The 25420-nt window shown below is 58.0% G+C and carries 16 protein-coding genes; 11 read left to right on the top strand and 5 right to left on the bottom strand.

The features are described from left to right. Positions 1–587: 587 nt before the first annotated feature. Entirely contained in the window at positions 588–1598 is a 1011-nt protein-coding gene (gene galR, locus ACPXSQ_RS16155; protein ID WP_013024371.1) for an HTH-type transcriptional regulator GalR, read from the bottom strand. A gap of 187 nt (positions 1599–1785) precedes the next feature. Between galR and ACPXSQ_RS16150 the strand changes: the two genes are divergently transcribed. From ACPXSQ_RS16150 to ACPXSQ_RS16110, 9 genes are all read left to right on the top strand, one after another. Beyond that, positions 1786–4059: a molybdopterin guanine dinucleotide-containing S/N-oxide reductase gene (locus tag ACPXSQ_RS16150; protein WP_024472194.1), complete on the top strand. Its 2274-nt coding sequence runs from the start codon at positions 1786–1788 to the stop codon at positions 4057–4059. A gap of 276 nt (positions 4060–4335) precedes the next feature. Continuing rightward, entirely contained in the window at positions 4336–6075 is a 1740-nt protein-coding gene (locus tag ACPXSQ_RS16145; protein ID WP_014595174.1) for a penicillin-binding transpeptidase domain-containing protein, read from the top strand. 405 nt (positions 6076–6480) lie between these two features. Next, a complete protein-coding gene (locus ACPXSQ_RS16140; RefSeq protein ID WP_019106712.1) occupies positions 6481–7704 on the top strand; it encodes an MdtA/MuxA family multidrug efflux RND transporter periplasmic adaptor subunit in 1224 nt (407 codons plus the stop codon). Further along, positions 7701–10904, top strand: a complete 3204-nt coding sequence (locus ACPXSQ_RS16135; RefSeq protein ID WP_013024375.1) for an efflux RND transporter permease subunit — start codon at positions 7701–7703, stop codon at positions 10902–10904. The genes ACPXSQ_RS16140 and ACPXSQ_RS16135 overlap by 4 nt, the downstream gene beginning before the upstream one ends. Then, complete coding sequence (locus tag ACPXSQ_RS16130) at positions 10901–14002, top strand: efflux RND transporter permease subunit (RefSeq protein ID WP_110286545.1); 3102 nt, start codon at positions 10901–10903, stop codon at positions 14000–14002. Before ACPXSQ_RS16135 ends, ACPXSQ_RS16130 begins: the two co-directional genes overlap by 4 nt. Before the next feature lie 3 nt (positions 14003–14005). Further along, entirely contained in the window at positions 14006–15391 is a 1386-nt protein-coding gene (locus tag ACPXSQ_RS16125) for an efflux transporter outer membrane subunit (protein ID WP_014595177.1), read from the top strand. 96 nt (positions 15392–15487) lie between these two features. Then, positions 15488–17638, top strand: a complete 2151-nt coding sequence (gene aas / locus ACPXSQ_RS16120) for a bifunctional acyl-ACP--phospholipid O-acyltransferase/long-chain-fatty-acid--ACP ligase (protein ID WP_426144154.1) — start codon at positions 15488–15490, stop codon at positions 17636–17638. Continuing rightward, entirely contained in the window at positions 17635–18828 is a 1194-nt protein-coding gene (lplT, locus tag ACPXSQ_RS16115; protein WP_013024379.1) for a lysophospholipid transporter LplT, read from the top strand. Before aas ends, lplT begins: the two co-directional genes overlap by 4 nt. 315 nt (positions 18829–19143) lie before the next feature. Continuing rightward, a complete protein-coding gene (locus ACPXSQ_RS16110) occupies positions 19144–20793 on the top strand; it encodes a methyl-accepting chemotaxis protein (protein ID WP_014595180.1) in 1650 nt (549 codons plus the stop codon). An 88-nt stretch (positions 20794–20881) separates the two neighbouring features. Here the strand turns inward: ACPXSQ_RS16110 and ridA are convergent, their stop codons facing one another. From ridA to argF, 4 genes are all read right to left on the bottom strand, one after another. Continuing rightward, positions 20882–21268: a 2-iminobutanoate/2-iminopropanoate deaminase gene (gene ridA, locus ACPXSQ_RS16105; protein WP_014606727.1), complete on the bottom strand. Its 387-nt coding sequence runs from the start codon at positions 21266–21268 to the stop codon at positions 20882–20884. An 82-nt stretch (positions 21269–21350) separates the two neighbouring features. Further along, a complete protein-coding gene (pyrI, locus tag ACPXSQ_RS16100) occupies positions 21351–21815 on the bottom strand; it encodes an aspartate carbamoyltransferase regulatory subunit (protein WP_013024382.1) in 465 nt (154 codons plus the stop codon). 11 nt (positions 21816–21826) lie between these two features. Continuing rightward, positions 21827–22762 carry an aspartate carbamoyltransferase gene (gene pyrB, locus ACPXSQ_RS16095; protein WP_013024383.1) on the bottom strand — a complete coding sequence of 312 codons (936 nt, stop codon included), beginning with the start codon at positions 22760–22762 and terminating at the stop codon, positions 21827–21829. 245 nt (positions 22763–23007) lie between these two features. After that, positions 23008–24015, bottom strand: a complete 1008-nt coding sequence (gene argF, locus ACPXSQ_RS16090) for an ornithine carbamoyltransferase (RefSeq protein ID WP_013024384.1) — start codon at positions 24013–24015, stop codon at positions 23008–23010. A 163-nt stretch (positions 24016–24178) separates the two neighbouring features. Between argF and rraB the strand changes: the two genes are divergently transcribed. Together rraB and miaE are read left to right on the top strand one after the other, a co-directional pair. Further along, complete coding sequence (rraB, locus tag ACPXSQ_RS16085; protein WP_013024385.1) at positions 24179–24601, top strand: ribonuclease E inhibitor RraB; 423 nt, start codon at positions 24179–24181, stop codon at positions 24599–24601. 56 nt (positions 24602–24657) lie between these two features. Next, positions 24658–25419: a tRNA isopentenyl-2-thiomethyl-A-37 hydroxylase MiaE gene (gene miaE / locus ACPXSQ_RS16080; protein WP_015701078.1), complete on the top strand. Its 762-nt coding sequence runs from the start codon at positions 24658–24660 to the stop codon at positions 25417–25419. The last annotated feature ends 1 nt before the right edge of the window (position 25420 follow it).

The raw sequence follows: 25420 nt of genomic DNA, 5'->3' as shown, positions 1-25420 counted from the left end.
GGGATGATTTGGCGGATGGGTTTCCAGGGGGCGGTTATGCCGCGCTGAGCGTCGCGGCAAGGTAAAGATGAACTCAGGATGAGGTCGCTGGTCCGCCGACTGAATGACGGCGGACCAGCGTGGGACTGAACATATTGGTCACTTACTGCAGTAAGCTCCCGGGGATGACTCACCTTGCCGCCTTCCCGCAACACGAATGCCACCGGCTTATTCCCTTGAAGGTTAGGAATGGAAAAGACATTTTGAACAATGGTTTGGGGATGATTTGGCGGATGGGTTTCCAGGATGAGGTTATGCCGCGCTGAGCGTCGCGGCAAGGTAAAGATGAACTCAGGATGAGGTCGCCGGGCCGCCGACTGAATGACGGCGGACCAGCGTGGGACTGAACATAGTGGTCACTTACTGCAGTAAGCTCCCGGGGATGACTTACCTTGCCGCCTTCCTGCAACACGAATGCCACCGGCTTATTCCGCAGAAGATGAGGGATGGAAAAGAGATACGGAACAATGGCCTGAAGCTGATTCGGCGGATGGGTTTCCAGGAGGAGATTATGCCGCGCTGAGCGTCGCGGCAAGACAAGGATCAACTCAGGATGAGGTCGCCGGGCCGCCGACTGAATGACGGCGGACCAGCGTGGGACTGAACATATTGGTCACTTCCGGCAGCGGCTGTTGATGTGCCAGCGCCAGAGCCAGTTCAGCGGCCTGCTGCGCCATGGTGACAATCGGGTAACGCACCGTGGTTAAGCGAGGCCGAACGTAGCGGGAAACCAGCACGTCATCGAAGCCGATGAGTGACATCTCTTCCGGCACCTGCACGCCGTTGTCGCTCAGCACCGCCAGGGCACCGGCGGCCATGGAGTCGTTGTAGCAGGCCACGGCGCTGAAGTTTTTACCGCGCCCCAGCAACTCCGTCATCGCCTGCTCGCCGCCGACTTCGTCCGGCTCGCCCCAGGCGACCAGCCGATCGTTGCAGGGCAGGCCGTGCTCCTGCAGCGCGTCGTAATAACCCTGCAGGCGATCCTCCGCATCGGAAATCGTGTGAGTGGAGCAGATAAACGCAATATTCTGATGGCCCAGTTGAATCAGATGGCGCGTCGCCAGCCAGGCGCCGTAGCGGTCGTCCAGCGCGATGCAGCGCTTTTCAAAACCCTTCAGCAGACGGTTCAGTAAGACCATGCCCGGCATCTGCTTCATCAACACTTCCAGCTCGCTGTCGGGGATTTTCTTGGCGTGCACCACCAGCGCCGCGCAGCGATGGCGCATCAGCTGCTCAATAGCCTGCCGCTCTTTTTGCTCATTATGGTAACCGTTACCAATCAGCAGAAAGTTGCCTGTCTGGCCCGCTACTTCATCAACGGCTTTCACCATCGCGCCAAAAAACGGGTCGGAAACATCCCCGACCACCAGCCCCAGCGTTTCAGTGGACTGCTGCGCCAGCGCCCGTGCATTGGCGTTTGGATGATACTGCAGCGACTCCATCGCCTGGCTGACCGCCTGACGTGAACTGTCACTGGCTTTAGGCGAATTGTTGATGACGCGGGAAACCGTGGCGACGGAAACTCCCGCCAACCGGGCAACATCCTTAATGGTGGCCATGCGATTACCTGATTTTGGGGAAACGTTTACACATCGCACCAGTGTTACGGAAAAGCGGGCGCACATCAAGACAACAGAATGCCAGCGCTGTCGCAAACAGGGTAAAATCAGACGGTTGGTGATGCCTTCTGTTCAGGTTGCGGCCCATGCTATGCTGCTGATCCCAACACCTGCCATAGCGATGACCATGAAAACTAAAGTGCCACATCTGGCGCACTGGGGCGCCTTTACCGCGGTAAGCGAAAACGATCGTCTTATCGGCTGCGAACCTTTTTTTGCCGACGCCGATCCCTCGCCGATGCTCAACACCATCCCGGAACTGGTTTACTCAGACAAACGTATTCGCCAGCCCATGGTGCGCCGCTCATGGCTGAAATCGCGCGAAAACAGTGACCGCACGCTGCGCGGACGCGAAGATTTTGTTGCCGTTGACTGGGAGACGGCGCTGGATCTGGTGGCAGAGGAAAATCGCCGTATTCGCGAACGCTACGGTGCATCCGGCATTTTTAATGGCTCTTACGGCTGGTCATCGGCAGGGCGCGTCAATCATGCGCGTACCCTGGTGCGCCGCTTCTATTTCCAGGGCGGCGGGGGCGTCGATCAGCAAGGCAACTACAGCTGGGGCGCCGCGCAGTTTTTCCTGCCTTACGTGATGGGCACCTACATGCCGCTGACCGGGCGCGTCACCGACTGGCCGCAGGTGGTGGAACATGCGGAGGTGTTTGTCGCCTTCGGTGGGCTGGCGTTAAAAAATGCCCAGGTGGCATCCGGCGGCGCAGGCCAGCACAGCCTGAAACCGGCGCTGGAGCAGCTGGCGGCAAAAGGCACGCCGGTGATTAACATCAGCCCGATGCGCGATGACTGCCCAGAGTTTGTTAACGCGGAGTGGATCCCGATCCGGCCGAATACCGACGTGGCGCTGATGCTGGCACTCGGTTACGAAATTTGTCAGCGTGGTGCGACAGACGAGGCGTTTCTGGCCCGTCACTGCACCGGTTGGCCACAGCTACGTGCCTATCTGCTGGGTGAAAGCGACGGCATCGCCAAAACGCCCGGCTGGGCCAGCAAGATCACCGATATCCCGGCGGATCGCATTGTACATCTGGCCCGACAGCTGATCGGCAAACGCAGTTTTATCACCTGCTCCTATTCGGTTCAGCGCGCCCACCGTGGCGAACAGCCTTACTGGATGATGATCGCGCTCTCTTCCATGCTCGGGCAGCCGGGCTTGCCGGGCGCGGGCTTCTCGTTTGGACACGGCTCGATGAACAGCGTGGGCAATCCGCGTCAGGAAGGCCCCGCGCCGATGATGAGCACCGGACCGAACCCTTCAGGCCTGTCCATTCCGGTTGCCCGCATCAGTGACATGCTGCTCAATCCCGGCCAGCCTTATGGTTTCCAGGGCGAAACTCTGCACTATCCGGACATTCATATGGTGCACTGGGCGGGCGGCAATCCGTTTCACCATCATCAGCAGCTTAACCGGCTGGTGGAAGGCTGGCAGAAGCCGGATACCGTAGTGGTCCAGGATATCGTCTGGACACCTGCGGCGCAGATGGCCGATATCGTGCTGCCCGCCACCACCACGCTGGAGCGTAATGACATCGGCGGTTCATCACGTGACCGGTTTGTACTGGCAATGCACCAGGCGATTAAGCCGCAACATCAGGCACGGAACGATTTTGATATTTTTGCCGATCTCGCCGAGCGCTTAGGCTATCGCGATACCTTCACCGAAGGGCGCAACGAGATGCAGTGGATAGAACATCTCTACCAGCAATGTGCGGTGGCGCACGGCCGTCGTGGCATTCCTTTCCCTGAGTTCGGTGAGTTCTGGCAGCGTGGCTTTGTGGAGATCCCCGAAGGCGGTAAGCCTTATATCTTTATGGAAGACTTCCGCGCCGATCCCGAGGCCAACCCGATACAGACTGCCAGCGGTAAGATTGAGCTGTTCTGCCAGACCATCGCTGACTACCACCTGGAGGATATGGCCGGGCATCCGGAATGGCGTGAGCCTCAGGAATGGCTGGGCGCGGCAGCCAGCCGTGATTATCCGCTACACATGATCTCCATTCAGCCATCGGACCGGTTACACAGCCAGTTAGATGCGACGGCTACCGTTCAGAGTAACAAAACCGCCGGGCATGAAACCCTGTATATGCATCCGCAGGATGCGGCGGTGCGGGATATCGGAGACGGTGACGAAATAGAGGTCAGCAATGCGCGCGGCAGAATACTGGCCGGCGTGCGTCTGACTGAGGGGCTGAAGCAGGGCGTGGTGATCATTTCCACCGGCGCCTGGTTTGATCCCGGTTTTGGCAAAGCGTGGCAGCCGTTTGACCGGGCGGGCAACCCCAATGTGTTAACCCTGGATATCGGCACGTCATCCCTGACGCAGGGACCCAACGCCATGAGTTGCCTGGTTGACATTAAAAAACATGCCGTTTGCACAAAAGCCTAAGGTTCACACGGCTGGTTACATTTTGCAGGCATCTGTTGCGTTTCAGTCGTGGCGAAAAAGCCGTTTCGCTTGCTACATTCAGGATCCCAGAGGTATTGATGGGTGAACATCAACTGATTTTTTCTTGATTACACCGACCTGCGTAGATACGCAGGTTTTTTTTGCCCGAAATAAACTGAACGATAACGAACTGATACACAGTTTTCCTGTGTTTTTACCCGTGCTTTGATTATAACTGCGGGATTGACCTCTTTTTTTTAAGCGCAGCGGATTGCCATGCCCCGGATTAAAAAATTACTGGGTAAAGACCAGATAAAAGCCCCGTTTAACCCTTTCCGTTTTCGCCTGATCTGCCTGGGCGTATTTACCTGCATGGCTGTTCTGCTGGTGCGCGTCGCCGATTTGCAGTTTCTTAATCAGCCCATGCTGGAACACGAGGCCGATCAGCGCTCGCTGCGTACCGTTACGCTTCCGACCAGCCGTGGCACCTTACTGGATCGCAACGGCGAAGCTCTGGCGCTCAGCGTACCGTCGCGGGATGTCATCGCCGATCCGCAGCGCGTGCTGGAGAGCAACCCTGATTTTACCAGCGCCAAGTGGGCCTATCTGGCGGCGGCATTAAGTATGCGACCAGAAGAGGTCGCGGCGCAGATCACCGCTAACCCCAAACGTCGTTTTCTCTATCTCGGGCGCAAAGTCGAACTGGGGATCGCCAAAGATATTAAAGATCTGAAGCTTAAAGGCATCAGTGAAGTCTACGACGACAGTCGCTTTTATCCGATGAGCGAAGCCTCCGCGCCGCTGATTGGTATTGTGGGGGCCGATAACACCGGCCTCAACGGACTGGAAAAGGGCTTTGATAAAGTCCTGCAGGGCCAGCCGGGTAAAGAAGTCTACCGGCAGGATGCGGCGGGGAATATTATCGCGATGATTAGCTACCAGCCGCCCACTCAGCCGCCGACGGTGCAGCTCAGCATTGATAAATTCAGCCAGTACACGCTCTACAGTAAGCTGCGCGATGGCGTGCTGCTAAACAAGGCGGATTCGGGCGCGGCGGTGCTGGTTAAAATTGATACGGGCGAGATTCTGGCGATGGCCTCTTATCCCTCGTTCAACCCCAACAACTATCAGGGGGCAACCCCAGCGCAGATGCGCAATACCGCCATTAATGACAGCTACGAGCCGGGTTCAACGGTAAAACCCCTTGTGGTGATGGAAGGGCTGGAACGTCACCTCGTCCGGCCGGATTCCGTGCTGGATACCACGCCTTACCGGGTTAACGGCCACCTGATCCGCGACGTCGGTCACTGGCCGCGCCTGACCATGACCGGCATTTTGCAAAAATCGAGCGACATCGGCGTTTCTCATATCGCCCTGGCGATGCCGGCGGAAGCCCTGGTGAACACCTACTATGCATTTGGCCTGGGTAAACCCACCGGGCTGGGGCTGACCGGCGAAAGCGTAGGGTATTTCCCGCTGCACCGCACGCGCTGGGCCGATATCGAACGCGCGACCTTTTCCTTCGGCTACGGTTTGCGCGTCACGCCGCTGCAAATTGCCCGTGAATACGCCACGCTGGGTTCCTATGGCGTTTATCGTCCGCTGTCGATCACCAAAGTGACGCCGCCGGTGCTGGGCAAGCAGGTCGCTAATCCGGAAACGGTCAAGGAAGTGGTGCACATGCTGGAAAGTGACGTCCTGCCGGGCGGTACCGGACTGAAAGCGGCGGTACCGGGCTATCGACTGGCCACCAAAACCGGTACGGCTGAAAAGATGGGCAGCAGCGGGAAGTATGATGGCGGTTATGTGAACTACACCGCAGGTATTGCCCCGGCCAGCCATCCTGAGGTGGCGCTGGTGGTAATGATTAACCATCCTACCGCGGGCGATCACTTCGGTGGCTCCGTAGCCGCGCCGGTGTTCGGTAACATCATGGGGCCGGTGCTCAAGCACATGAATATTGCCCCGGATGCCATCTACAGCAAGCCTGTGGATAGCGGTTCAGATAAATCCTAACCAAATCAAACTGTAAGTGAGGTGTGGATGTTTTTACACCTCGTTTCATTTCGCCGAATTCATTTTCCTTTTTCACCTGTCACTGACTCCTGCAGGGTGAGAGTATGGACATCCCAGAGGTATTGATGGGTGTGAAAACGGGCACTGCTCCGGCAAGGCCAATCGTTATTACACCAACCCACGCAGATGCGTGGGTTTTTTTTGCCCACTATTCCGGCCGCCAGCCCCTGTTATTCGTGCGGGTCCACCCCGTGGGCAGGGGACTGGTAAGGTTTCTTAACGCAACCCTTACGGTTTGGCGATGGAAAGTCGTAACACAAGTAGCCGATAATCTTTGCAGATGCCGTTTCGACGATGCCTCCCATCCGGAGGATTTCTTTTATCCCTGTTTACCTGAAGAGTTCGATGACTACTCACGCTCCCCGTACCCGTGGTTCCCGCTGGCTGAAATGGCTGCTTCTGCTCATTGCGCTGTTAATCGTTGCCGCCGTGGCATGGCGACTGATGGGCCATAAAGGCGCAGGCGGCACCCTGCCCGCGCGCGGTCATGCCGGACGCCATGGCGGCCCTGGTATGCTGAAAGGCGGCACGACGCTGGTTCACAGCGGCACCGCCAGCACCGCCGATGTGCCGGTCTATCTCTACTCGCTGGGTACGGTGATCCCCAATGCCAGCGTAACGGTCACCAGCCGGGTAGACGGTCAACTGGAGAAGGTTTACTTCACCGAAGGGCAGAAGGTTGAAGCGGGCCAGCTGCTGGCGCAGATCGATCCCCGCAGCTACGAGGCCACGCTGAATCAGTATCAGGGGGAGCTCAGCGAAAATATGGCGTTGCTGAAAAGTGCCGAACTGACGCTGGCACGCTACCGTAAACTGGCGGCCCAGGACTCGCTGTCCCGCCAGGATTTAGATACGCAAATCGCGACCGTGGGACAGTATCGCGGCGCAGTGGCTGCCGATCAGGCCCAGATTGCCAGCGCCAGGCTGAATATTGGCTATGCGCGCATCACCGCACCCGTCAGTGGTCGGGTAGGGCTGCGTCAGGTCGATCCGGGCAATATGATTCAGAGTGCCTCCACGACCGGGCTGGTGACCATTACCCAGATGCAGCCTGCCGCCGTTACTTTTAGCGTGCCCCAAAGTCATATCCCGACGCTGGTAAAAGCCCTTCATCACGATCGGACACTGCCCGCCACCGCCTTCGATCAGGATAACCAGCATGCCCTGAGTCAGGGGCAGGTGAAATTTATCAGCAACGAGATCGACACGGCGACCGGCACCATTACGCTGAAAGCCATGTTCGCTAACGACGACGAGGCGCTGTACGCCAACCAGTTTGTGAACCTACGCCTGCAAACCAGCGTGCTGAAAGGCGCCACCATTATTCCGGCGCAGGCGTTACAGTTGAGCAGCGACGGCAGCTTTGTTTTTATCATCAATAAAGACAACACCGTGACGCGCCAGCCGGTTACGGCAGGTCCGGCTTACGGTGAGACGTGGCAGGCTATTCTGCAGGGCGTGAAGCCTGGCGACCGTCTGGTCACGGAAGGGATCGATCGCCTGACCAACGGCAGTAAAGTTTCGGTCGCGGACAGCACCCAACCGACCCCACCGGCTGAGGCACAATGAACCCGTCACGCCTCTTTATTCTGCGTCCGGTCGCCACCATCCTGCTGATGGCGGGCGTGCTGATCGCTGGCCTGTTTGCTTACCGGTTTCTTTCAACGTCGGCGCTGCCGCAGGTCGATTACCCAACTATTCAGGTGACAACGCTCTATCCCGGTGCCAGCCCGGACGTAATGGCATCGACGATCACTTCACCGCTGGAGCGCCAGCTGGGACAGATGTCAGGCCTGAGCCAGATGAGCTCGACCAGCTCAGGCGGATCGTCGATCATCACCCTGACGTTCAGCCTGGATCTGTCGCTGGATGTGGCCGAGCAGGAGGTGCAGGCCGCCATCAACGCCGCCAATAATTTGCTGCCGACCGATCTGCCCACGCCGCCCACCTATAAAAAGGTCAATCCGGCCGACAGTGCGGTCATCACCTTAGCTGCCAGCTCGGATACTCTGCCGCTGACGCAGGTTCAGGACCTGGTGAATACCCGCGTTGCGCTCAAGCTCTCGCAAATTTCCGGCGTGGGCATGGTAACGCTCGCGGGCGGTCACCAACCGGCAATTCGCGTGCAGATGAACCCTCAGGCGCTGGCGGCCCATGGCCTGACGCTGGAAGACGTGAATACGCTTATCGGCAACAGCAACGTCAAAGGCTCCAAGGGCGGATTTGACGGCCGCTATCACTCCGTCACCATTGACGCCAACGACCAGCTGCGCACCGCCGCCGAATACGGCAACCTGATTCTGACCTACCAGAACGGCGCCGCCCTGAGGCTGAAGGACATCGCCCATATTGAGCAGGGACCGGAGAACAGCTTTCAGTCTGCCTGGGCCAACAACCACCCGGCCATCGTGATCGGCGTGCAGCGCCAGCCGGGGGCGAATGTCATCCAGGTGGTGGACAGCATCAAGGCGCAGTTGCCCACGCTGCAGGCCGCGCTGCCCGACGGCGTGAAAATGACCATCCTGTCCGATCGTACCCAAACCATTCGCGCCTCCATCAGCGATGTCCAGTTTGAGCTGATGCTTTCCATTGCGCTGGTGGTGATGGTGACCTTTCTGTTCCTGCGTAACGTGGCGGCCACGCTGATCCCCAGCGTGGCGGTACCGCTTTCGCTGGTGGGAACCTTTGGCGTGATGTATCTCGCCGGCTTCAGCCTCAATAACCTGTCGTTGATGGCGCTGACGATTGCCACCGGTTTTGTGATCGACGACGCGATCGTGGTGGTCGAGAATATTTCCCGGCGGCTGGAAGCAGGGGAGCCACCGCTGGAGGCGGCGTTAAAGGGATCGCAGCAGATTGGCTTTACCATCATCTCTCTGACCTTTTCCCTGATTGCGGTGCTGATTCCGCTGTTGTTTATGGGCGATGTGGTGGGGCGCCTGTTTCGCGAGTTTGCCATCACGCTGGCGGTATCCATTCTGGTTTCAATGCTGGTCTCGCTGACCTTAACGCCGATGCTATGTGCTTACCTGCTGCACTTTGTTCCGCCCGAGAAGCAGTCCCGTTTCGCGCGCAAAGGCGGCGAGGTTTTTGATTGGCTGATTCGCGGATACGATCGCCTGCTGACCCGGGTGCTGGATCATCAGAAACTGACGCTGCTGGCGGCGCTGGCAACCTTTGCTCTCACCGCGCTGCTGTATATCCTTGTCCCCAAAGGCTTCTTCCCAACTCAGGATACCGGGTTGATTCAGGGCGTGACCGTGGCCACGCAGGACGTCTCTTTTACCGAGATGGCGAAGCGCCAGCAGGCGCTGTCTGCGGTGATCATGCAGAATCCGGCGGTTGAGAGCGTCTCTTCGACCATCGGTATTGACGGCAACAACACCAGCCTGAACAGCGGTCGGTTGCAGATCAACCTGAAGCCCTTTGGTCAACGCGACGACAAAGCCGGTGCAATCATCAAACAGCTGCAGCAGGCGGCAACGCGCGTGGTCGGCATTCAGCTCTATCTGCAACCGGCACAGGATCTGACGGTTAACGATCAGGTCACGCCGAGCCAGTATCAGTTCACCCTTGACGATGCCAACAGCGAAGACCTGGTGACCTGGTCGCCGAAACTGGTGGCGGCCTTGCAGAAACGGCCAGAGTTCAACGGCGTGGTAAGTAACCTACAGGATCAGGGCCAGGTGGCTTATGTCGAGCTGAACCGGGACAAAGCCGCGCGGTTGGGCGTGACCGCAGCGGACGTTGATACCGCGCTCTACAGCGCGTTTGGACAGCGGCTGGTCTCGACGATCTTTACCCAGTCGAATCAGTATCGCGTGGTGCTGGAAGTCGCTCCGCAATACCAGCAAAGCCCGGCCGCTTTCGACGATGTGTATCTGAAACCCTCTGCCAGCACGTCCAGCACCGCATCAGACAGCACCTCTGCCAGCAGCAGCCCGGATACCTCATCAGCCTCAACCGCCACCAGCACGGCCACAACCACCAGCAGCGGCATGGTCAGGCTGACCGCCATCGCCACGATCCACCAGCGGACCGGGTCGCTGATGCACATGCGGCTGAATCAGTTTCCGGCGGTGATGATCTCCTTCAATCTCAATGACGGCTATTCGCTGGAAGATGCGCAGAACGCCATTACCAAAGTGACTGCGCAGCTGCAGCTGCCCTCGGCGATTACGCTGCGCTATCAGGGAGAAACCTCGGCGTTTCAGAGCGCCACAGGTAACACGCTGTGGCTGATACTGGCGGCCCTGCTGACGATGTATGTGGTATTGGGCATTCTGTATGAAAGCTTTATCCATCCGGTGACGATCCTCTCGACACTGCCCTCCGCGGCGGTCGGGGCGCTGTTAACCCTGTTGCTGGCGAATACGGCGTTCAGCCTGATTGCGCTGATCGGGGTGATTCTGCTCATCGGCATCGTGAAGAAGAACGCCATCATGATGATCGATTTTGCGCTGGAGGCCGAAAACAAGCAGCATCTCTCCCCCCGGGAAGCCATTCATCAGGCCTGTCTGCTGCGTTTCCGCCCGATACTGATGACCACCATGGCGGCGCTGCTGGGCGCACTGCCGCTGATGCTCGCGTCCGGATCGGGTGCCGAGTTGCGGCAGCCGCTGGGGCTGGTGATTGTCGGCGGATTGATCGTCAGCCAGGTACTGACGCTGTTCTCCACGCCGGTGATCTATCTGTGGTTTGATGGGATTGCCCAGCGCGGCAATGCCTGGGTGAAACGCCGTCAGCAACAGGCGCGGAGCGGGCAATGAACCTGACCCGGCTGTTTATCTTCCGCCCGGTCGCCACGCTGCTGCTGACGATGGCGATTCTGCTGCTTGGCGTGCTGGGCTACCGCCTGTTGCCGGTGGCCCCGCTGCCGCAGGTGGATTTCCCGACTATTATGGTTAATGCCAGCCTGGCCGGTGCCAGCCCGGAAACCATGGCGGCAACGGTTGCCACGCCGCTGGAACGCTCGCTGGGGCAGATTGCCGGTATCACCGAGATGACCTCAAACAGCTCGCAGGGCTCCAGCACCATCATTTTACAATTCGAACTTAACCGGGATATCAACGGCGCGGCACGCGACGTGCAGGCGGCGATCAACGCGGCACGCAGCCTGCTGCCAAGCGCGATGGCATCGCTGCCGACCTACCACAAAGCCAACCCCTCGGATGCACCGATTGTCATGCTGGCGCTGACCTCCGCCACCCGCTCGCCGGGTGAGCTCTACGATCTGGCCGAAAGTAAAATCGAACAGGCGATGGGGCAGATCAAGGGCGTGGGCGACGTGTCATTAATGGGAAGCGCGCTGCCTGCGGTCCGCATCGATCTGCAGCCGCTTAAGCTCATCCATGCGGGTATTTCGCTGGATACGGTGCGCAGCGCGGTGGCCAACAGCACCACCACGCTGCCTAAAGGCTCGCTGCAGGGCAGCAGCCAGTCGTGGATGGTGGACGGCAATGGCCAACTGGACAAAGCCGCCAGCTATCGCAACCTGATTATCAGCAACAAAGACGGCAATGTCGTGCGCCTGGGCGACGTCGCCAGCGTGTACGATTCAGTGGAGGATCGCTATCAGGCCGGCTTCCTCAATGCCCAACCGGCGGTCATGGTGGGCATCAAGCGCCAGGCGGGCGCCAACATGCTGGACACGATCGATGCCATCAAAGCCCGCCTGCCTGCCCTGGAAAAAGATCTGCCTGCCGATACTCAGCTTAAGGTGGTGGTGGACCGTTCGCCCGGCGTGCGCGCCTCGCTATACGATACCGAAGAAACGCTGCTGATTGCGGTGCTGCTGGTGATTGCGGTGGTGTTTGTCTTTTTACGCAACCTGCAGGCGGTGATTATTCCGGCCCTGGCGCTACCGGTCTCGCTGATCGGAACCTGTGCGGTGATGTACCTGCTGGGTTACAGCCTGGATAACCTGTCGCTGATGGCGCTGATCATCGCCACGGGATTCGTGGTCGATGACGCCATCGTGGTGCTGGAAAATATCACCCGCCATATTGAAGCCGGCCAGCGCCCGCTGCGTGCGGCCATCCGCGGTGCGCGGGAGGTCAGCTTTACCGTGCTGTCGATGACGGTCTCACTGATTGCCGTGTTTATTCCCATCCTGCTGATGGGCAGCCTGCTGGGGCGGCTGTTTCGCGAGTTTGCGATCACGCTAACCGTTTCACTGGTGATTTCGATGTTTGTCTCGCTGAGCCTGACGCCGATGCTCTGCGCGCGGCTGCTGAAACCGAAACCCAACGTGAGCAAGCGCCCGCATCCGCTCTATCAGTGGATTGAAAATCAGTTAAACCACGCGCTTGCGGCCTACTCGCGCGGTCTCAACTGGGTCATGCGCCATCAGAAACTGACCCTGCTTAGCCTGCTGCTCACCGTGCTGCTTAACCTGTTTCTCTATACGGTGGTGCAGAAAGGCTTTTTCCCCGAACAGGATACGGGCCTGCTGATGGGTGCCTTACGGGCGGATCAGAATATTTCGTTTCAGGCGATGAAGCCGAAGATGCTGCAGTTCACCAACATCATTCGGTCCGATCCTGCCGTTGAAAGCGTGATGTCATCCATGGGCAGCGGGATGTTTGGCTCGCGCAATAACGCCGACTTTTTTGTCCGGCTTAAAGCTTTTGACAAGCGTGATGCCACGGCCAGCCAGGTGGCTAACCGCTTAAGCCAGAAAACCAGTAAGATCCCCGGCGCGCAGCTGTTTCTGATGGCGGCGCAGGATCTGCACATCGGCGGGCGCAGTGCCAATGCCACCTATCAGTACAGCCTGCAGGCGGACGATCTGGCCCTGCTGCGCGAGTGGACGCCTAAAGTCCAGGCGGCACTGGCGGCGATTCCGCAGCTCAACAGCGTTGATTCCGATGCGCAAACCGGCGGTCAGGAAGTGATGCTGACGATCGACCGCGACCAGGCCACCCGGCTGGGGGTGAATGTGAAGATGCTGGACACGATGCTGGATAACGCGTTCAGCCAGCGCCAGATTGCCACGCTGTACCATACGCTCAATCAGTATCACGTGGTGATGTCGCTGCAGGACAGCGATACCCGCGATCCGGCGATATTGCAGCAGCTGTACGTCATTAACGACAGCGGCGACCGCATTCCGCTGTCGGCCTTTGTCAGCTTCACGGGCGGCAATGCCCCGCTGACGGTGACGCATCAGGGGCAGTCAGCTACCAGCACCGTGGCCTTTAACCTGAATGACGGCGTCTCGCTGGAGCAGGCGGAGGCGCTGATCAAACAGGCGATGGCCCAGATTGGCTTGCCCTCAACCATTCAGGCGGGCTATGCCGGCACAGCGGCCGAATTTAATCAACTGACCGCCACGATGCCGTGGCTGATTGTGGCGGCGCTGGTGGCGGTCTATATCGTTCTTGGCGTGCTGTATGAGAGCTATATTCATCCGCTGACGATTCTGTCGACATTGCCCTCGGCGGGCGTGGGCGCGCTGCTGCTGCTGTTACTGACTAATACGCAGCTCACGGTGATCGCGCTGATCGGCATTATCCTGTTGATCGGTATCGTAAAAAAGAACGCGATTATGATGATCGACTTTGCCATTGATGCCGAGCGGCGGCTTGGCCTGTCACCGCAGCAGGCGATTACCCAGGCCTGCCTGATGCGTTTTCGCCCCATTATGATGACCACGCTGGCCGCGTTCTTCGGGGCGCTGCCGCTGGCGTTGGGCAGCGGCGGTGATGCCGACTTACGCAGCCCGCTCGGCATTGCCATCGCCGGGGGGTTAGCGCTGAGCCAGCTGCTGACGCTGTTTACCACACCGGTTATTTATCTGTGGCTCGATCGCCTGAGCCGTGCCACCCAACGTCAATGGCGTCGTCTGCGCCATGCGGGAACCTGAATCATGAAATCACGTCTTCCGGCCGTGCTGGTGCTGCTGTTGAGCGGCTGTACTGTTGGCCCCGATTACCAACGCCCTTTGATGGCGATGCCGGTTCACTACAAAGAGGCCAGAGGCTGGCAGCAGGCAGCGCCCCAGGACGATCGGCACAAGGGCGAATGGTGGTCGGTGTACCAGGATGCCACGCTAAACAGCCTGCTCAGTCAGGTCAGCCTCTCTAACCAGAATGTGGCTGAATACGCGGCGCAGTACCGCCAGGCGCAGGCGCTGGTGGCGCAGTCCCGGGCGGCGCTGTTTCCCACCCTGGATTATGACGCCAGTACGACGCGGAGCGGCAGCCACACTGACAGCACGCGCACCACCAGCAGCAGCCATCAGGCGGCGCTGAATGCCAGTTGGGAGCTGGATTTATGGGGCAAACTGCGTCGGACACGGGAAGAGGATCAGGCCAGCGCGCAGGCCAGCGCAGCGGAACTCGCCAATATCACCCTGAGCGCCCAGACCGAGCTGGCGGAAGACTACTTCCAGTTGCGCATCATGGACGAAAAAATTGGTTTGTATCAGCAGAGCATCGCCGCCTATCAGCGTTATCTGAGCGTGATACAGAACCAGTATCAGGCGGGAACGGAATCCCGCGCCACGGTGGCTCAGGCGCAGCAACAGCTGGAGAGCGCCAGCGCCTCGGCCCAGGATTATCAGTGGCAGCGTGCCCAGATGGAACATGCGATCGCCCTGCTGGTGGGCAAAGCGCCTGCGGATTTCAGCCTGCCTGCCGCAACCCTGACGGCAACCTTACCGGCGATCCCCGGCGGCTTACCGGCCGAACTGCTGCAGCGCCGTCCCGATATCGCCATGGCCGAGCGTAAAATGGCGGCAGCCAACGCGGCGATCGGGGTTGCCACCGCCGGGTACTATCCCGATCTCACCCTCAGCGCCAGCGGCGGCGTGAGCGCCTCTGCGCTGCATAACCTGTTCGCGTTACCTAACCGCGTCTGGTCGCTGGGACCCGAGCTGAGCGGCTCGCTGCTGGACTTTGGCGCCACCTCGGCCAGTGTGGATCAGGCCCGCGCTGCCTACGATGCCAGCGTGGCGAACTATCGACAGACGGTGCTGACGGCGATGCAGGATGTCGAAGACCGCCTGGTGGAACTGAACACGCTGCAGGGCGAAATCGCCGCACAGCAGCGCGCCACCGCCGCCGCGCAGACTTCGGCGCAGGTCACACGCAATCAGTATGAGGCCGGGATGATTGACTATCTGGATGTGGCGACAACCGAAAACAGCAGCCTGAGCGCGCAACAAAGTTTACTGACGCTGAAAAGCACACAGTGGGTCAGTAGCGTGGCGCTGATCGCGGCGCTGGGCGGCGGCTGGCATACCGCACCATGAAGGCGGCATAGCGCTGAAATCTGCCAATAATCAGTTGTCGATTACGGCTAAATCCTGCATCGTGAGTGGCTATTTTTAAGATGCTAAGGAGCCGGCATGTTATTCACCTTTTTCCGCCTGGTATTCCGCCTGCTGTGGCGGGTTGAACTCCGGGGCGATCTCGCTGAACTGCATAAGCAGAAGGTGCTGATTACCCCGAATCACACCTCGTTTCTGGATGGGGCGCTGCTGGCGCTGTTTCTGCCCATCAAACCGGTTTTTGCGATTTACTCATCGATCAGCGAGCACTGGTTTTTACGTCTCATCAAGCCGTACGTGGATTTTGTTCCGCTCGATCCCACTAAACCTTTGGGGCTGAAGCAGCTGGTGCGGCTGATCGACAGCGGGCGTCCGGTGGTCATTTTCCCGGAAGGCCGGATTACCGTCACCGGATCGCTGATGAAAATTTACAGCGGGGCCGGATTTGTCGCGGCAAAATCTGGTGCCACCGTGGTGCCGATGCGCATTGAAGGCGCGGAGTTTACGCCGTTTGGTCGCCTGGCGGGCGTCTTTAAGCGTCGTTTGTTTCCGCGCATCACACTCAGCGTTTTACCCGGCACCCATATTCCGATGCCTGAAGCGAAACGCGCCCGTGATCGTCGCGTGCTGGCCGGTGAACACCTGCATCACATTATGATGGAAGCACGCATGGCCGTGCGCCCACGGGAAACCCTGTTTGAGGCATTTCTCAATGCCCGCCAGCGCTACGGCGCGTTTAAACGCTGCATTGAAGACGTGAATTTCAAACCGGACAGCTATACCGGTTTACTGAAAAAAGCGTTGGGCGTCGGACGGATTCTGGAGCGTTACAGTCAGCCCAACGAGTACGTAGGGCTGCTGCTGCCTAACGCCACGGTCACCGCGGCGGCTATCCTGGGCGCTTCCCTGCGTGGGCGCGTGCCTGCGATGCTGAACTATACCGCTGGCGTAAGCGGCATGCGCGCGGCGCTGACCGCATCAAAAGTGAAAACCGTGTTTACGTCCCGCCAGTTTCTGGACAAGGGCAACCTGTGGCACCTGCCGCAGGGCCTGACAGAGGTACAGTGGATCTACCTGGAAGATCTGAAGGATACCGTCACGCTCAAAGACAAGCTCTGGATACTGGCGCATCTGATCGCGCCGCGCCAGGCCCAGGTGGCGCAGCAGCCGGAAGAGGCGGCGATGGTGCTGTTTACGTCGGGATCGGAAGGCCATCCCAAAGGCGTGGTGCACTCGCACAAAAGCCTGCTGGCCAACGTTGAACAGATCCGTACTGTGGCAGACTTTACGCCGCGCGACCGTTTTATGTCGGCCCTGCCGCTGTTTCATGCTTTTGGCCTGACCGTGGGGCTGTTTACACCGCTGATGACCGGAGCGCAGGTCTTTCTCTATCCCAGCCCGCGGCACTACCGGATCGTGCCGGAGCTGGTTTACGACCGTAACTGCACCGTTCTGTTTGGGACCTCCACCTTCCTGGGTAACTATGCCCGCTTTGCCCAGCCCTATGACTTTGCGCGACTGCGCTACGTGGTGGCCGGGGCAGAGAAGTTGCAGGAAACCACGCGCCAGCTGTATATGGACAAGTACGGCATTCGTATTCTGGAAGGCTATGGCGTCACCGAATGCGCGCCGGTGGTGGCGATCAACGTGCCGATGGCCGCGAAAGCGCATACCGTGGGCCGTATCCTGCCGGGAATGGATTCTCGCCTGATGTCGGTGCCGGGCATCGAAAACGGCGGGCAGCTACAGCTGCGTGGCCCTAACATCATGAAGGGCTATCTGCGGGTCGAGAACCCCGGCGTGCTGGAAACCCCGGCAGCTGATAACGGCGAAGGCCAGAGTGAAGCGGGCTGGTACGATACCGGCGATATCGTCAGCTTTGATGAGGGCGGCTTCTGCCAGATTCAGGGGCGAGCCAAACGCTTTGCCAAAATAGCCGGTGAGATGGTGTCACTGGAGGTGGTCGAGCAGATTGCCCTGAAGGCCTCTTCGGATAAACAGCATGCGGCCTCGCTGCGCCCTGACGGTAATCGGGGTGAAGCATTGGTGCTGTTTACTACCGACAGCGAACTGGCACGCGAGAGCCTGCAAAAAGCCGCGCGTGAGCTGGGGGCTGCCGAGCTGGCCGTACCTCGCGACATTCGCGTGGTAAAAACGTTGCCCCTCCTGGGCAGTGGTAAACCTGACTATGTCACGCTGAAAAACATGGCGGAAGAGGAACAGGCATGATCGTAGAACGTGATGCGCCGTTATTGTCGCGCGGCATGATAGCGGTAATGGTGGCGCAGTTTTTCTCCGCGTTCGGCGATAATGCCCTGCTGTTTGCCACCCTGGCATTATTAAAAAACCAGTTCTATCCCGACTGGAGCCAGCCGATCCTGCAGATGCTGTTTGTGGCAACCTATATCCTGCTGGCCCCGTTTGTGGGGCAGATGGCGGATAGCTTTGCCAAAGGGCGGGTCATGATGTTCGCCAACAGCCTGAAGCTACTGGGTGCGATGATCATCTGCTTTGGCTTCAATCCCTTCCTGGGTTACACCCTGGTGGGGATCGGCGCGGCGGCGTATTCGCCCGCCAAATACGGCATTCTTGTGGAAATCGCCCATGACGAGAAGCTGGTCAAAGCCAACGGGCTGATGGAAGCTTCCACCATTGCGGCGATCTTACTGGGCTCGGTGGCGGGCGGCATCCTGGCTGACTGGAACCTGGTTGCCGCGCTGGCGGTCTGTGCCTTGACCTATGCCGTGGCGGTAACGGCGAACCTGTTTATCCCTAAACTGCACGCCGCGCGTCCCGGCCAGAGCTGGAACTTCGCGGCCATGCTGCGCAGCTTTATTGCCGCAACGCGCGTACTGTGGAACAACGCTGAAACGCGTTTCTCCCTGCTCGGGACCAGCATGTTCTGGGGCGCAGGCGTCACGCTGCGTTTTCTGCTGGTATTATGGGTGCCGGTGGCGTTGGGGATCCAGGATAACAAAACCCCGACCACGCTGAATGCCATGGTGGCGGTCGGTATCGTCGTGGGCGCGGCGCTGGCGGCAAGGCTGGTTACGCTGGAGACCGTGCGCCGCTGTATGCCTGCCGGTGTGCTGATTGGGATCGTGGTGGTGATTTTCTCGCTGCAACATACGCTGCTGAATGCTTACCTGCTGCTGTTAGTGATTGGCGTACTCGGCGGTTTCTTCGTGGTTCCGCTTAACGCGCTGCTGCAGGAGCGGGGCAAACAGAGCGTGGGATCCGGTAATGCCATCGCGGTACAGAACCTCGTTGAAAACACCGCCATGCTGGTGATGCTTGGGCTGTATACCTTAGCCATACGGGCTGGCGCGCCCGCGGTGGCGACCGGCATGGGCTTCGGCGCACTGTTTGCACTGGCGATTGCCGTGCTCTGGCTGTGGCGGCCGTCCTCCCGCCCTTGATGTCACCACGGCGGGGCGCGCTGGCCCCGCCGTTTGGCTTTTCCTTCCTGCCTCGAAATCAACGTCTCTCCCTCTGTCACAATCCTTTAATTACCGATACAGTATATTCAAAATAATATAGTTTGTTTGGTGATTGTTTTTGTTTGTTATTTTATTTTATTTTATTCACGATAATTTTTTACGATGCATAATTAATTTAAACTTGAAATCGAATTCAACGTTAAAAATTTTGAAATAAATATTTATTTAATATTGCCGATTAATTTCTGGCTTCCTTCGGGAATTAGCTCGGAGGAAAGAAAGGAGCTCGGTTTAATGAATATGACGCAAAGACTCTCTCTGGCTTTTTCGCTTTTAGCAGGTTCGTTAATTATTCTAGGGATCGTAACTATTTCACTTCTCGCGGGTTTTCAGGCGCGATTTGAATATGTGCAGGTCAACACGATTGATTCGCTCAAGGTGCTGAACCGGTTGGTGGACGAAAGTAATCGCCTCTCCGTGGCGTTATATCGTCATCAGACCGAAGACGAGAACGGTAAACTGGCCAGCCTTGAAGCTGTGATCCAAAAACGCATTGAGGATATTTCGACATTAACAAAATATTATGTCGATAATGATATTACTAATGACGAGGATCGGGCGATGACGGATAAGTCACTCCAGCTGATCGCGGCGGTAAAACAAAACCTTCCGGCGTTTCTTAACGCCTCCCGATCGCATCAGAACGCACTCAGCCTGGCGCTGTTAAGTGATGATGAAGGCATCGGCGGCGCCATCACCCAACTCAAAAGCAGTTATCGCAATCAGTTTGACTTTAACAGCAAAATTGGCGAAGCGTTGCGCCTGCAAAACCAACATATCTACCTGCAGACCAAATGGGGCATGGCCGCTGGTATTGCCCTGACGATTATCGGGCTGGGCATGCTGACGATCTTCACCATCCTGCGCGTCCGCCGCAGCCTGAAGGCCATCGGTGATGTGATGGAGCGCGCCAGCACCCGTCTTGATCTCTCCCTAAAGGCGGATGACAGTCGCCGCGATGAAGTCGGCATCATGGCGCGGTCGTATAATCGCCTGATGGAAAGCATCTCTTCTGCCCTGCACGCGGTCAGCAGCGCCTCACAGTCGGTCAGCAGTGCATCGGCACAGATTGCGGCAGGCAATGAAGATTTGTCGGCCCGCACGGAAGAGCAGGCGGCCTCGCTGGAGCAAACCGCGGCCAGCATGACCCAAATCAGCGAAACCGTCAGGCAGACCGCAGACAACACGCGCCAGGCAAGTCACCTTGCAGAAAACACGCGCAATCTCTCTGACACCAGTTCTGCGGCACTCAATACCATGCTGAATACCATGGCCTCGATTCGCGACAGTTCGGGCAAGGTGGGCGACATCATCACCCTGATTGAAGGCATTGCGTTTCAGACCAACATTCTGGCGCTCAATGCGGCGGTTGAAGCGGCACGTGCCGGCGAACATGGGCGCGGCTTTGCCGTCGTAGCAGGCGAAGTGCGCAACCTGTCGCAGCGTTCCACCACCGCTGCCCGTGAAATCAAAGGGCTGATTCAGTCGTCGAACGCGTTGATCGAATCGGGAACCTCCCAGGCGGATAACGTGAACCACAATATGGAGACGATGCGCGGTGCGGTCAGTCAGGTCACCGATCTGGTTAACGAAATCGCTGCGGCGGCCACCGAGCAGAGTCAGGGAATTTCGCAGGTCCATCAGGCGGTCAATCAGATGGACGATGTGACTCAGCAGAATGCGGCCCTGGTCGAAGAAGCCTCAGCCGCGTCGCTCTCTCTACAGGAACAGGCCGATACGCTTGCTGCGCTGGTGCGGAAGTTTACGCTTGCCGGTCCGTCGGCCTCAGGGGAGACGCCACAGCGCAACCCTGCAGCCGTCAGGGCACCTAAACCGGTGCTGGCACTGGCGACAAGTGGGCAGGATAACTGGCAGCGTTTTTAAGCGGACGGTTTGAAAATATAACGAAAGGTCGGCGGTCAGTTACGCCAGACTGAAAGCCGCGTGCGCACGCAGTGCGCACGCTTTTTTATCAGCGACGCAGCGCGATCGCTTCAATCTCAATCTTCACATCTTTGGGCAGACGGGCCACTTCCACGCAGGAGCGCGCCGGGAAGGGCGCATTGTGCTCGGTAAAGAAGGCTTCGTAGGTGGCGTTTACGGTCGCAAAGTCATTCAAATCTTTCACGAATACCGTGGTTTTCACGATATCGGCAACCTTCAGGCCCGCCGCTTCGACGATCGCCTTCACGTTTTCCAGCGACTGGCGCGCCTGTGCCGATACGTCTTCAGCAACGTCGCCCGTGGCCGGGTTCACCGGAATCTGACCCGAGGTGATGATCATGCTGCCGAGATCAACGCCCTGCACGTAGGGGCCGATAGCCGCTGGGGCTTTTTCCGTACTGATTTCACGAGACATCATTTCTCCTTAGAGTAAGGCCGGGGCAGCAAAGGCGCTGCCCGCCATAAAACGCGGTTCATTATAAGCGCGGCAGGGCCGATTAAAAGTGACCCAATACCACATGACGGGCGAACTCTTTCTCACAGTATTTACACTTGAGGTGTACCTCATCGGCGCGGTGCTTCACGGCGAAGCTGGAGAACACCGGTTCGCTGCGGCTGATGCAGTTGCTGTTCGGGCAGGTCAGCACCCGATCGATGCGATCCGGTAGCGCAGGGGCGATCTTGGCCACCACTTCATAGTCATCAATGCGGTTGACGGTAGCGTGCGGCGCATAAAACGCCAGCTGATTGATCTGATCTTCCGTGAGATAGGTGTTCTCGATCTTAATCAAATCTTTGCGGCCCATTTCCCCCGACGGCAGATTCAGGCCGATGGTGATGCGCTGGTCGGTTTCGGTCAGGCGAAACAGCGACAGGAGCTTAAAGCCTACCTGCGCAGGGATATGATCGATAACCGTGCCGTTTTTGATGGCTTCGACCTGCAGTTTGTTATCCTGGCTCATACTGTCACTCCTTACAGGGCGGTGTCGCTGTTTAAAACCAGTGCCAGTAAAGCCTGGCGTGCGTAGATGCCGTTACCGGCCTGCTGGAAGTACCAGGCGTACGGCGTGCTGTCCACGTCGGTGGTGATTTCATCGATGCGCGGCAGCGGGTGCAGCACCTTCATGTTGTCGCGCGCACCGTTCAGGTCTGCGGCGCGTAAAATAAACTGCGCTTTGACGTTGGCATATTCTGAAGGGTCAAGTCGCTCTTTTTGCACCCGGGTCATGTAGAGAATATCCAGATCCGGCATCACCTCTTCAAAGCTGTCGTGACGTGACCAGGTGATATTCTGCTCGTCCAGCATATCGGTAATATATGCCGGCATCGCCAGCGCATCCGGGGCGATAAAGAAGAAGCGGTTGCCGTCAAACTTCGCCAGCGCCTGGGTCAGAGAGTGCACGGTGCGCCCATATTTCAGGTCACCCACCATCGCCACGTTCAGGTTGCTGAGGCGCCCCTGGGTTTCACGAATGGTGAACAGGTCCAGCAGCGTTTGCGTTGGGTGCTGATTTGCGCCGTCTCCGGCATTCAGAATCGGGATGCCGTTGGAAAACTCAGTGGCCAGCCGCGCGGCGCCCTCCTGCGGATGACGCATCACGATGGCATCCACGTAGGTGCTGATAACCGAAATGGTATCGGCCAGGGTTTCCCCTTTTTTACCCAGTGACGTATTGCTGCCATCGGCGAAGCCCACCGCAGAGGCGCCCAGGCGATGGATGGCGGTTTCAAACGACAGCCGGGTGCGGGTCGAGGCCTCAAAGAAGCAACTGGCGATCACATTATGTTTCAGCAGTTCCGGCTGGGGATGTGCTTTAAGCTGCGCAGCGGTGTGCAGGACCAGCTCCAGCTCGTCGCGGCTGAGATCGTTAATTGAAATGATGTGCTTGCGATATAGCGGGTTAGCCATAGCTCTCTCCTCTGCGGCGCGGCCGGATTGCGGACAAAAAAAAGCCCCTTAGAAAGGGGCTTTTTTAAGATCGGTTCGATGACGGAAAGAAACAGCGGTGCCGCCTGCGTTGAGGCGAGGTAGCGCGTCACATTGTGCACGATGCTGTTGCATGTTTCCTCCGGCAAATTGTGGCGCATTATACGCCATCAGGCATGCGCATCAAGGAAAAATCGCGCCACAGGTAAACGTTTGCGGCAGCCCGATTAGCGCTGTCCCAGCGTGGCCACCATCACCGCTTTAATGGTGTGCATCCGGTTTTCCGCCTGATCGAATACGATGCTGTGCGCCGACTCAAAGACGTCATTGCTGACCTCCATGCCATCCTGCAGGCCGTACTGTTCCGCCATCTGACGGCCCAGCGTGGTCTGATCGTCATGGAAGGCCGGTAAGCAGTGCAGGAATTTCACCTGCGGATTGCCGGTCAGCGCGAGCATCGCGTGATTGACCTGATAGTCGCGCAGCAGGGCAATACGTTCTTCCCACACTGCTTTGGCTTCACCCATGGAAACCCAGACGTCGGTATAGATGAAATCGGCGCCTTTCACACCCTCGGCAATATCTGCCGTCAGGGTGATTTTGCCGCCGGTCTGTTCGGCAACCTGACGGCACTGGGCCACCAGGTCGGCTTCCGGCCAGCAGCTTTGCGGTGCGACCATACGCAGATCTAAGCCAACCTGTGCCGCCGCTTCCAGCATGCTGTTACCCATATTGTTGCGAGCATCGCCCACGTACACCAGGGTCATCTCACTGAGCGGCTTGCCTGGCAGATGCTCCTGCATGGTCAGCAGATCGGCCAGCAGCTGCGTTGGGTGGAACTCGGTGGTCAGGCCGTTCCACACCGGCACGCCAGCATGTTCCGCCAGGGTTTCGACCAGTGCCTGACCGTAACCCCGATACTGAATACCGTCATACATGCGGCCTAACACGCGCGCGGTGTCTTTCATCGACTCTTTATGGCCGATCTGGCTGCCGCTTGGGCCGAGGTAAGTGACGTTTGCCCCCTGATCGTAAGCGGCAACTTCGAAAGAGCATCGGGTACGGGTCGAGTCTTTTTCGAAGATGAGCGCGATGTTTTTGCCTTTCAGGTACTGGGTTTCACTGGCGGTTTTTTTTGCGCGTTTTAATTCGGCGGACAGGGTAAGCAAGTAGTCAATCTCAGCCGGGGTAAAATCCAGCAGCCTGAGGAAATGACGTTGATACAACTGACTCATACAGCACTCCGGTATGGGGTTTATAATGAATTAAAATTCAATTTAACCGTATGAATATGCATTTTCAACCCTGACGAGAATAATCTTTTCTGTTTTGTATAGTGGCGCGACAGGCAGTATGGGAAAATAATCACTTATTGCCGAACTCAGAGAGGATATCGCCATGGCATTTGAAGCATTGTTGGAAGAGCAGCGTGAAGAGACGCGGCTGATCATCGAAGAACTGTTAGAGGATGGCAGCGATCCCGATGCGCTCTATACCATTGAGCACCATCTCTCCTGTAACAACTTCGACTCGCTGGAAAAAGCGGCGGTGGACGCCTTTAAACTGGGCTATGAAGTCACCGAGCCAGAAGAGCTGGAGCTGGAAGACGGCACTACCGTGATGTGTGTGGACATCCTCAGTGAAGGCGCGCTGAAAGCGGAGCTGATTGATGCCCAGGTGGAGCAGCTGGTGAACCTGGTAGCTAAATACAACGTCGACTATGACGGCTGGGGTACCTACTTCGAAGACCCGAACGCCCAGGATGACGACGAAGACGACGGCGAGGCTATCGACGAAGACGACAACGGCATTCGCCACTAATCAACACCGGCGGAGCCTGCTCCGCCTTTCCTGTTCTCCGGCCCTGTCTGACATCCATGAATTACGCACCTTTACTTGAACCGATACATCAATTTTTGCTCTGCCGCACGCCTCAGGCCTGGATCCTTGAGGCGCGTAAACCGGAAAACCTGACCCTGCTGCTCACCGACCATCTGGTATGCGAACTGAAAGCGGCCCAGACCGCCGTGTGGCTGATCCGCAAATACGTTGCCGACAAACCCAGCGGTGACCGGATTCTGGCGTGGCTGAAGCCTTACGAGAATTTTATCTTCCGCGAGGACGGCGACAGCGATTTTATCAACGCCCATAAAAATCTGACCAAAGCCATTATTGTGCGTAACGAGCTTCCCTGGGCGGACGATCTGGTTGAGAAAATGGTGCTGCTGATCAAAGAAGAGCTGCATCACTTTTATCAGGTGTGGGAAATTATGCAGGCGCGCGGGCTGGTCTATCAGAAAATCACCTCAAGCCGTTACGCCAAAGGCCTGCTGCGTGAAGTGACCACCCACGAACCCGATACGCTGGTGGATAAGCTGATTTGCGGTGCCTATATTGAGGCGCGTTCCTGCGAACGCTTTGCCAGCCTGGCGCCTTATCTGGATAGCGAATTAGAGAAGTTTTATATCTCGCTACTGCGTTCAGAAGCCCGGCATTACCAGGATTACCTGGCGCTGGCCGCGCAGATCTCACCGAAAGACATTTCGGCGCGCGTGCGGGCGATTGGGGAAGCGGAGGCCAGGCTAATCAGTGAACCGGACACGGAGCTGCGCTTTCACAGCGGTGTTCCGGCGTTTTAAG

The sequence above is a fragment of the Pantoea sp. EEL5 genome, assembly GCF_049892805.1.
Classification (GTDB): domain Bacteria; phylum Pseudomonadota; class Gammaproteobacteria; order Enterobacterales; family Enterobacteriaceae; genus Pantoea; species Pantoea ananatis.
This window is presented reverse-complemented; position numbering and strand designations above follow the sequence as displayed.

Bases quoted from the DNA above. Each gene is read 5' to 3' on its own strand.
- galR (WP_013024371.1), bottom strand. From the start codon at position 1,598: ATGGCCACCATTAAGGATGTTGCCCGGTTGGCGGGAGTTTCCGTCGCC.
- ACPXSQ_RS16150 (WP_024472194.1), top strand. From the start codon at position 1,786: ATGAAAACTAAAGTGCCACATCTGGCGCACTGGGGCGCCTTTACCGCG.
- ACPXSQ_RS16145 (WP_014595174.1), top strand. From the start codon at position 4,336: ATGCCCCGGATTAAAAAATTACTGGGTAAAGACCAGATAAAAGCCCCG.
- ACPXSQ_RS16140 (WP_019106712.1), top strand. From the start codon at position 6,481: ATGACTACTCACGCTCCCCGTACCCGTGGTTCCCGCTGGCTGAAATGG.
- ACPXSQ_RS16135 (WP_013024375.1), top strand. From the start codon at position 7,701: ATGAACCCGTCACGCCTCTTTATTCTGCGTCCGGTCGCCACCATCCTG.
- ACPXSQ_RS16130 (WP_110286545.1), top strand. From the start codon at position 10,901: ATGAACCTGACCCGGCTGTTTATCTTCCGCCCGGTCGCCACGCTGCTG.
- ACPXSQ_RS16125 (WP_014595177.1), top strand. From the start codon at position 14,006: ATGAAATCACGTCTTCCGGCCGTGCTGGTGCTGCTGTTGAGCGGCTGT.
- aas (WP_426144154.1), top strand. From the start codon at position 15,488: ATGTTATTCACCTTTTTCCGCCTGGTATTCCGCCTGCTGTGGCGGGTT.
- lplT (WP_013024379.1), top strand. From the start codon at position 17,635: ATGATCGTAGAACGTGATGCGCCGTTATTGTCGCGCGGCATGATAGCG.
- ACPXSQ_RS16110 (WP_014595180.1), top strand. From the start codon at position 19,144: ATGAATATGACGCAAAGACTCTCTCTGGCTTTTTCGCTTTTAGCAGGT.
- ridA (WP_014606727.1), bottom strand. From the start codon at position 21,268: ATGTCTCGTGAAATCAGTACGGAAAAAGCCCCAGCGGCTATCGGCCCC.
- pyrI (WP_013024382.1), bottom strand. From the start codon at position 21,815: ATGAGCCAGGATAACAAACTGCAGGTCGAAGCCATCAAAAACGGCACG.
- pyrB (WP_013024383.1), bottom strand. From the start codon at position 22,762: ATGGCTAACCCGCTATATCGCAAGCACATCATTTCAATTAACGATCTC.
- argF (WP_013024384.1), bottom strand. From the start codon at position 24,015: ATGAGTCAGTTGTATCAACGTCATTTCCTCAGGCTGCTGGATTTTACC.
- rraB (WP_013024385.1), top strand. From the start codon at position 24,179: ATGGCATTTGAAGCATTGTTGGAAGAGCAGCGTGAAGAGACGCGGCTG.
- miaE (WP_015701078.1), top strand. From the start codon at position 24,658: ATGAATTACGCACCTTTACTTGAACCGATACATCAATTTTTGCTCTGC.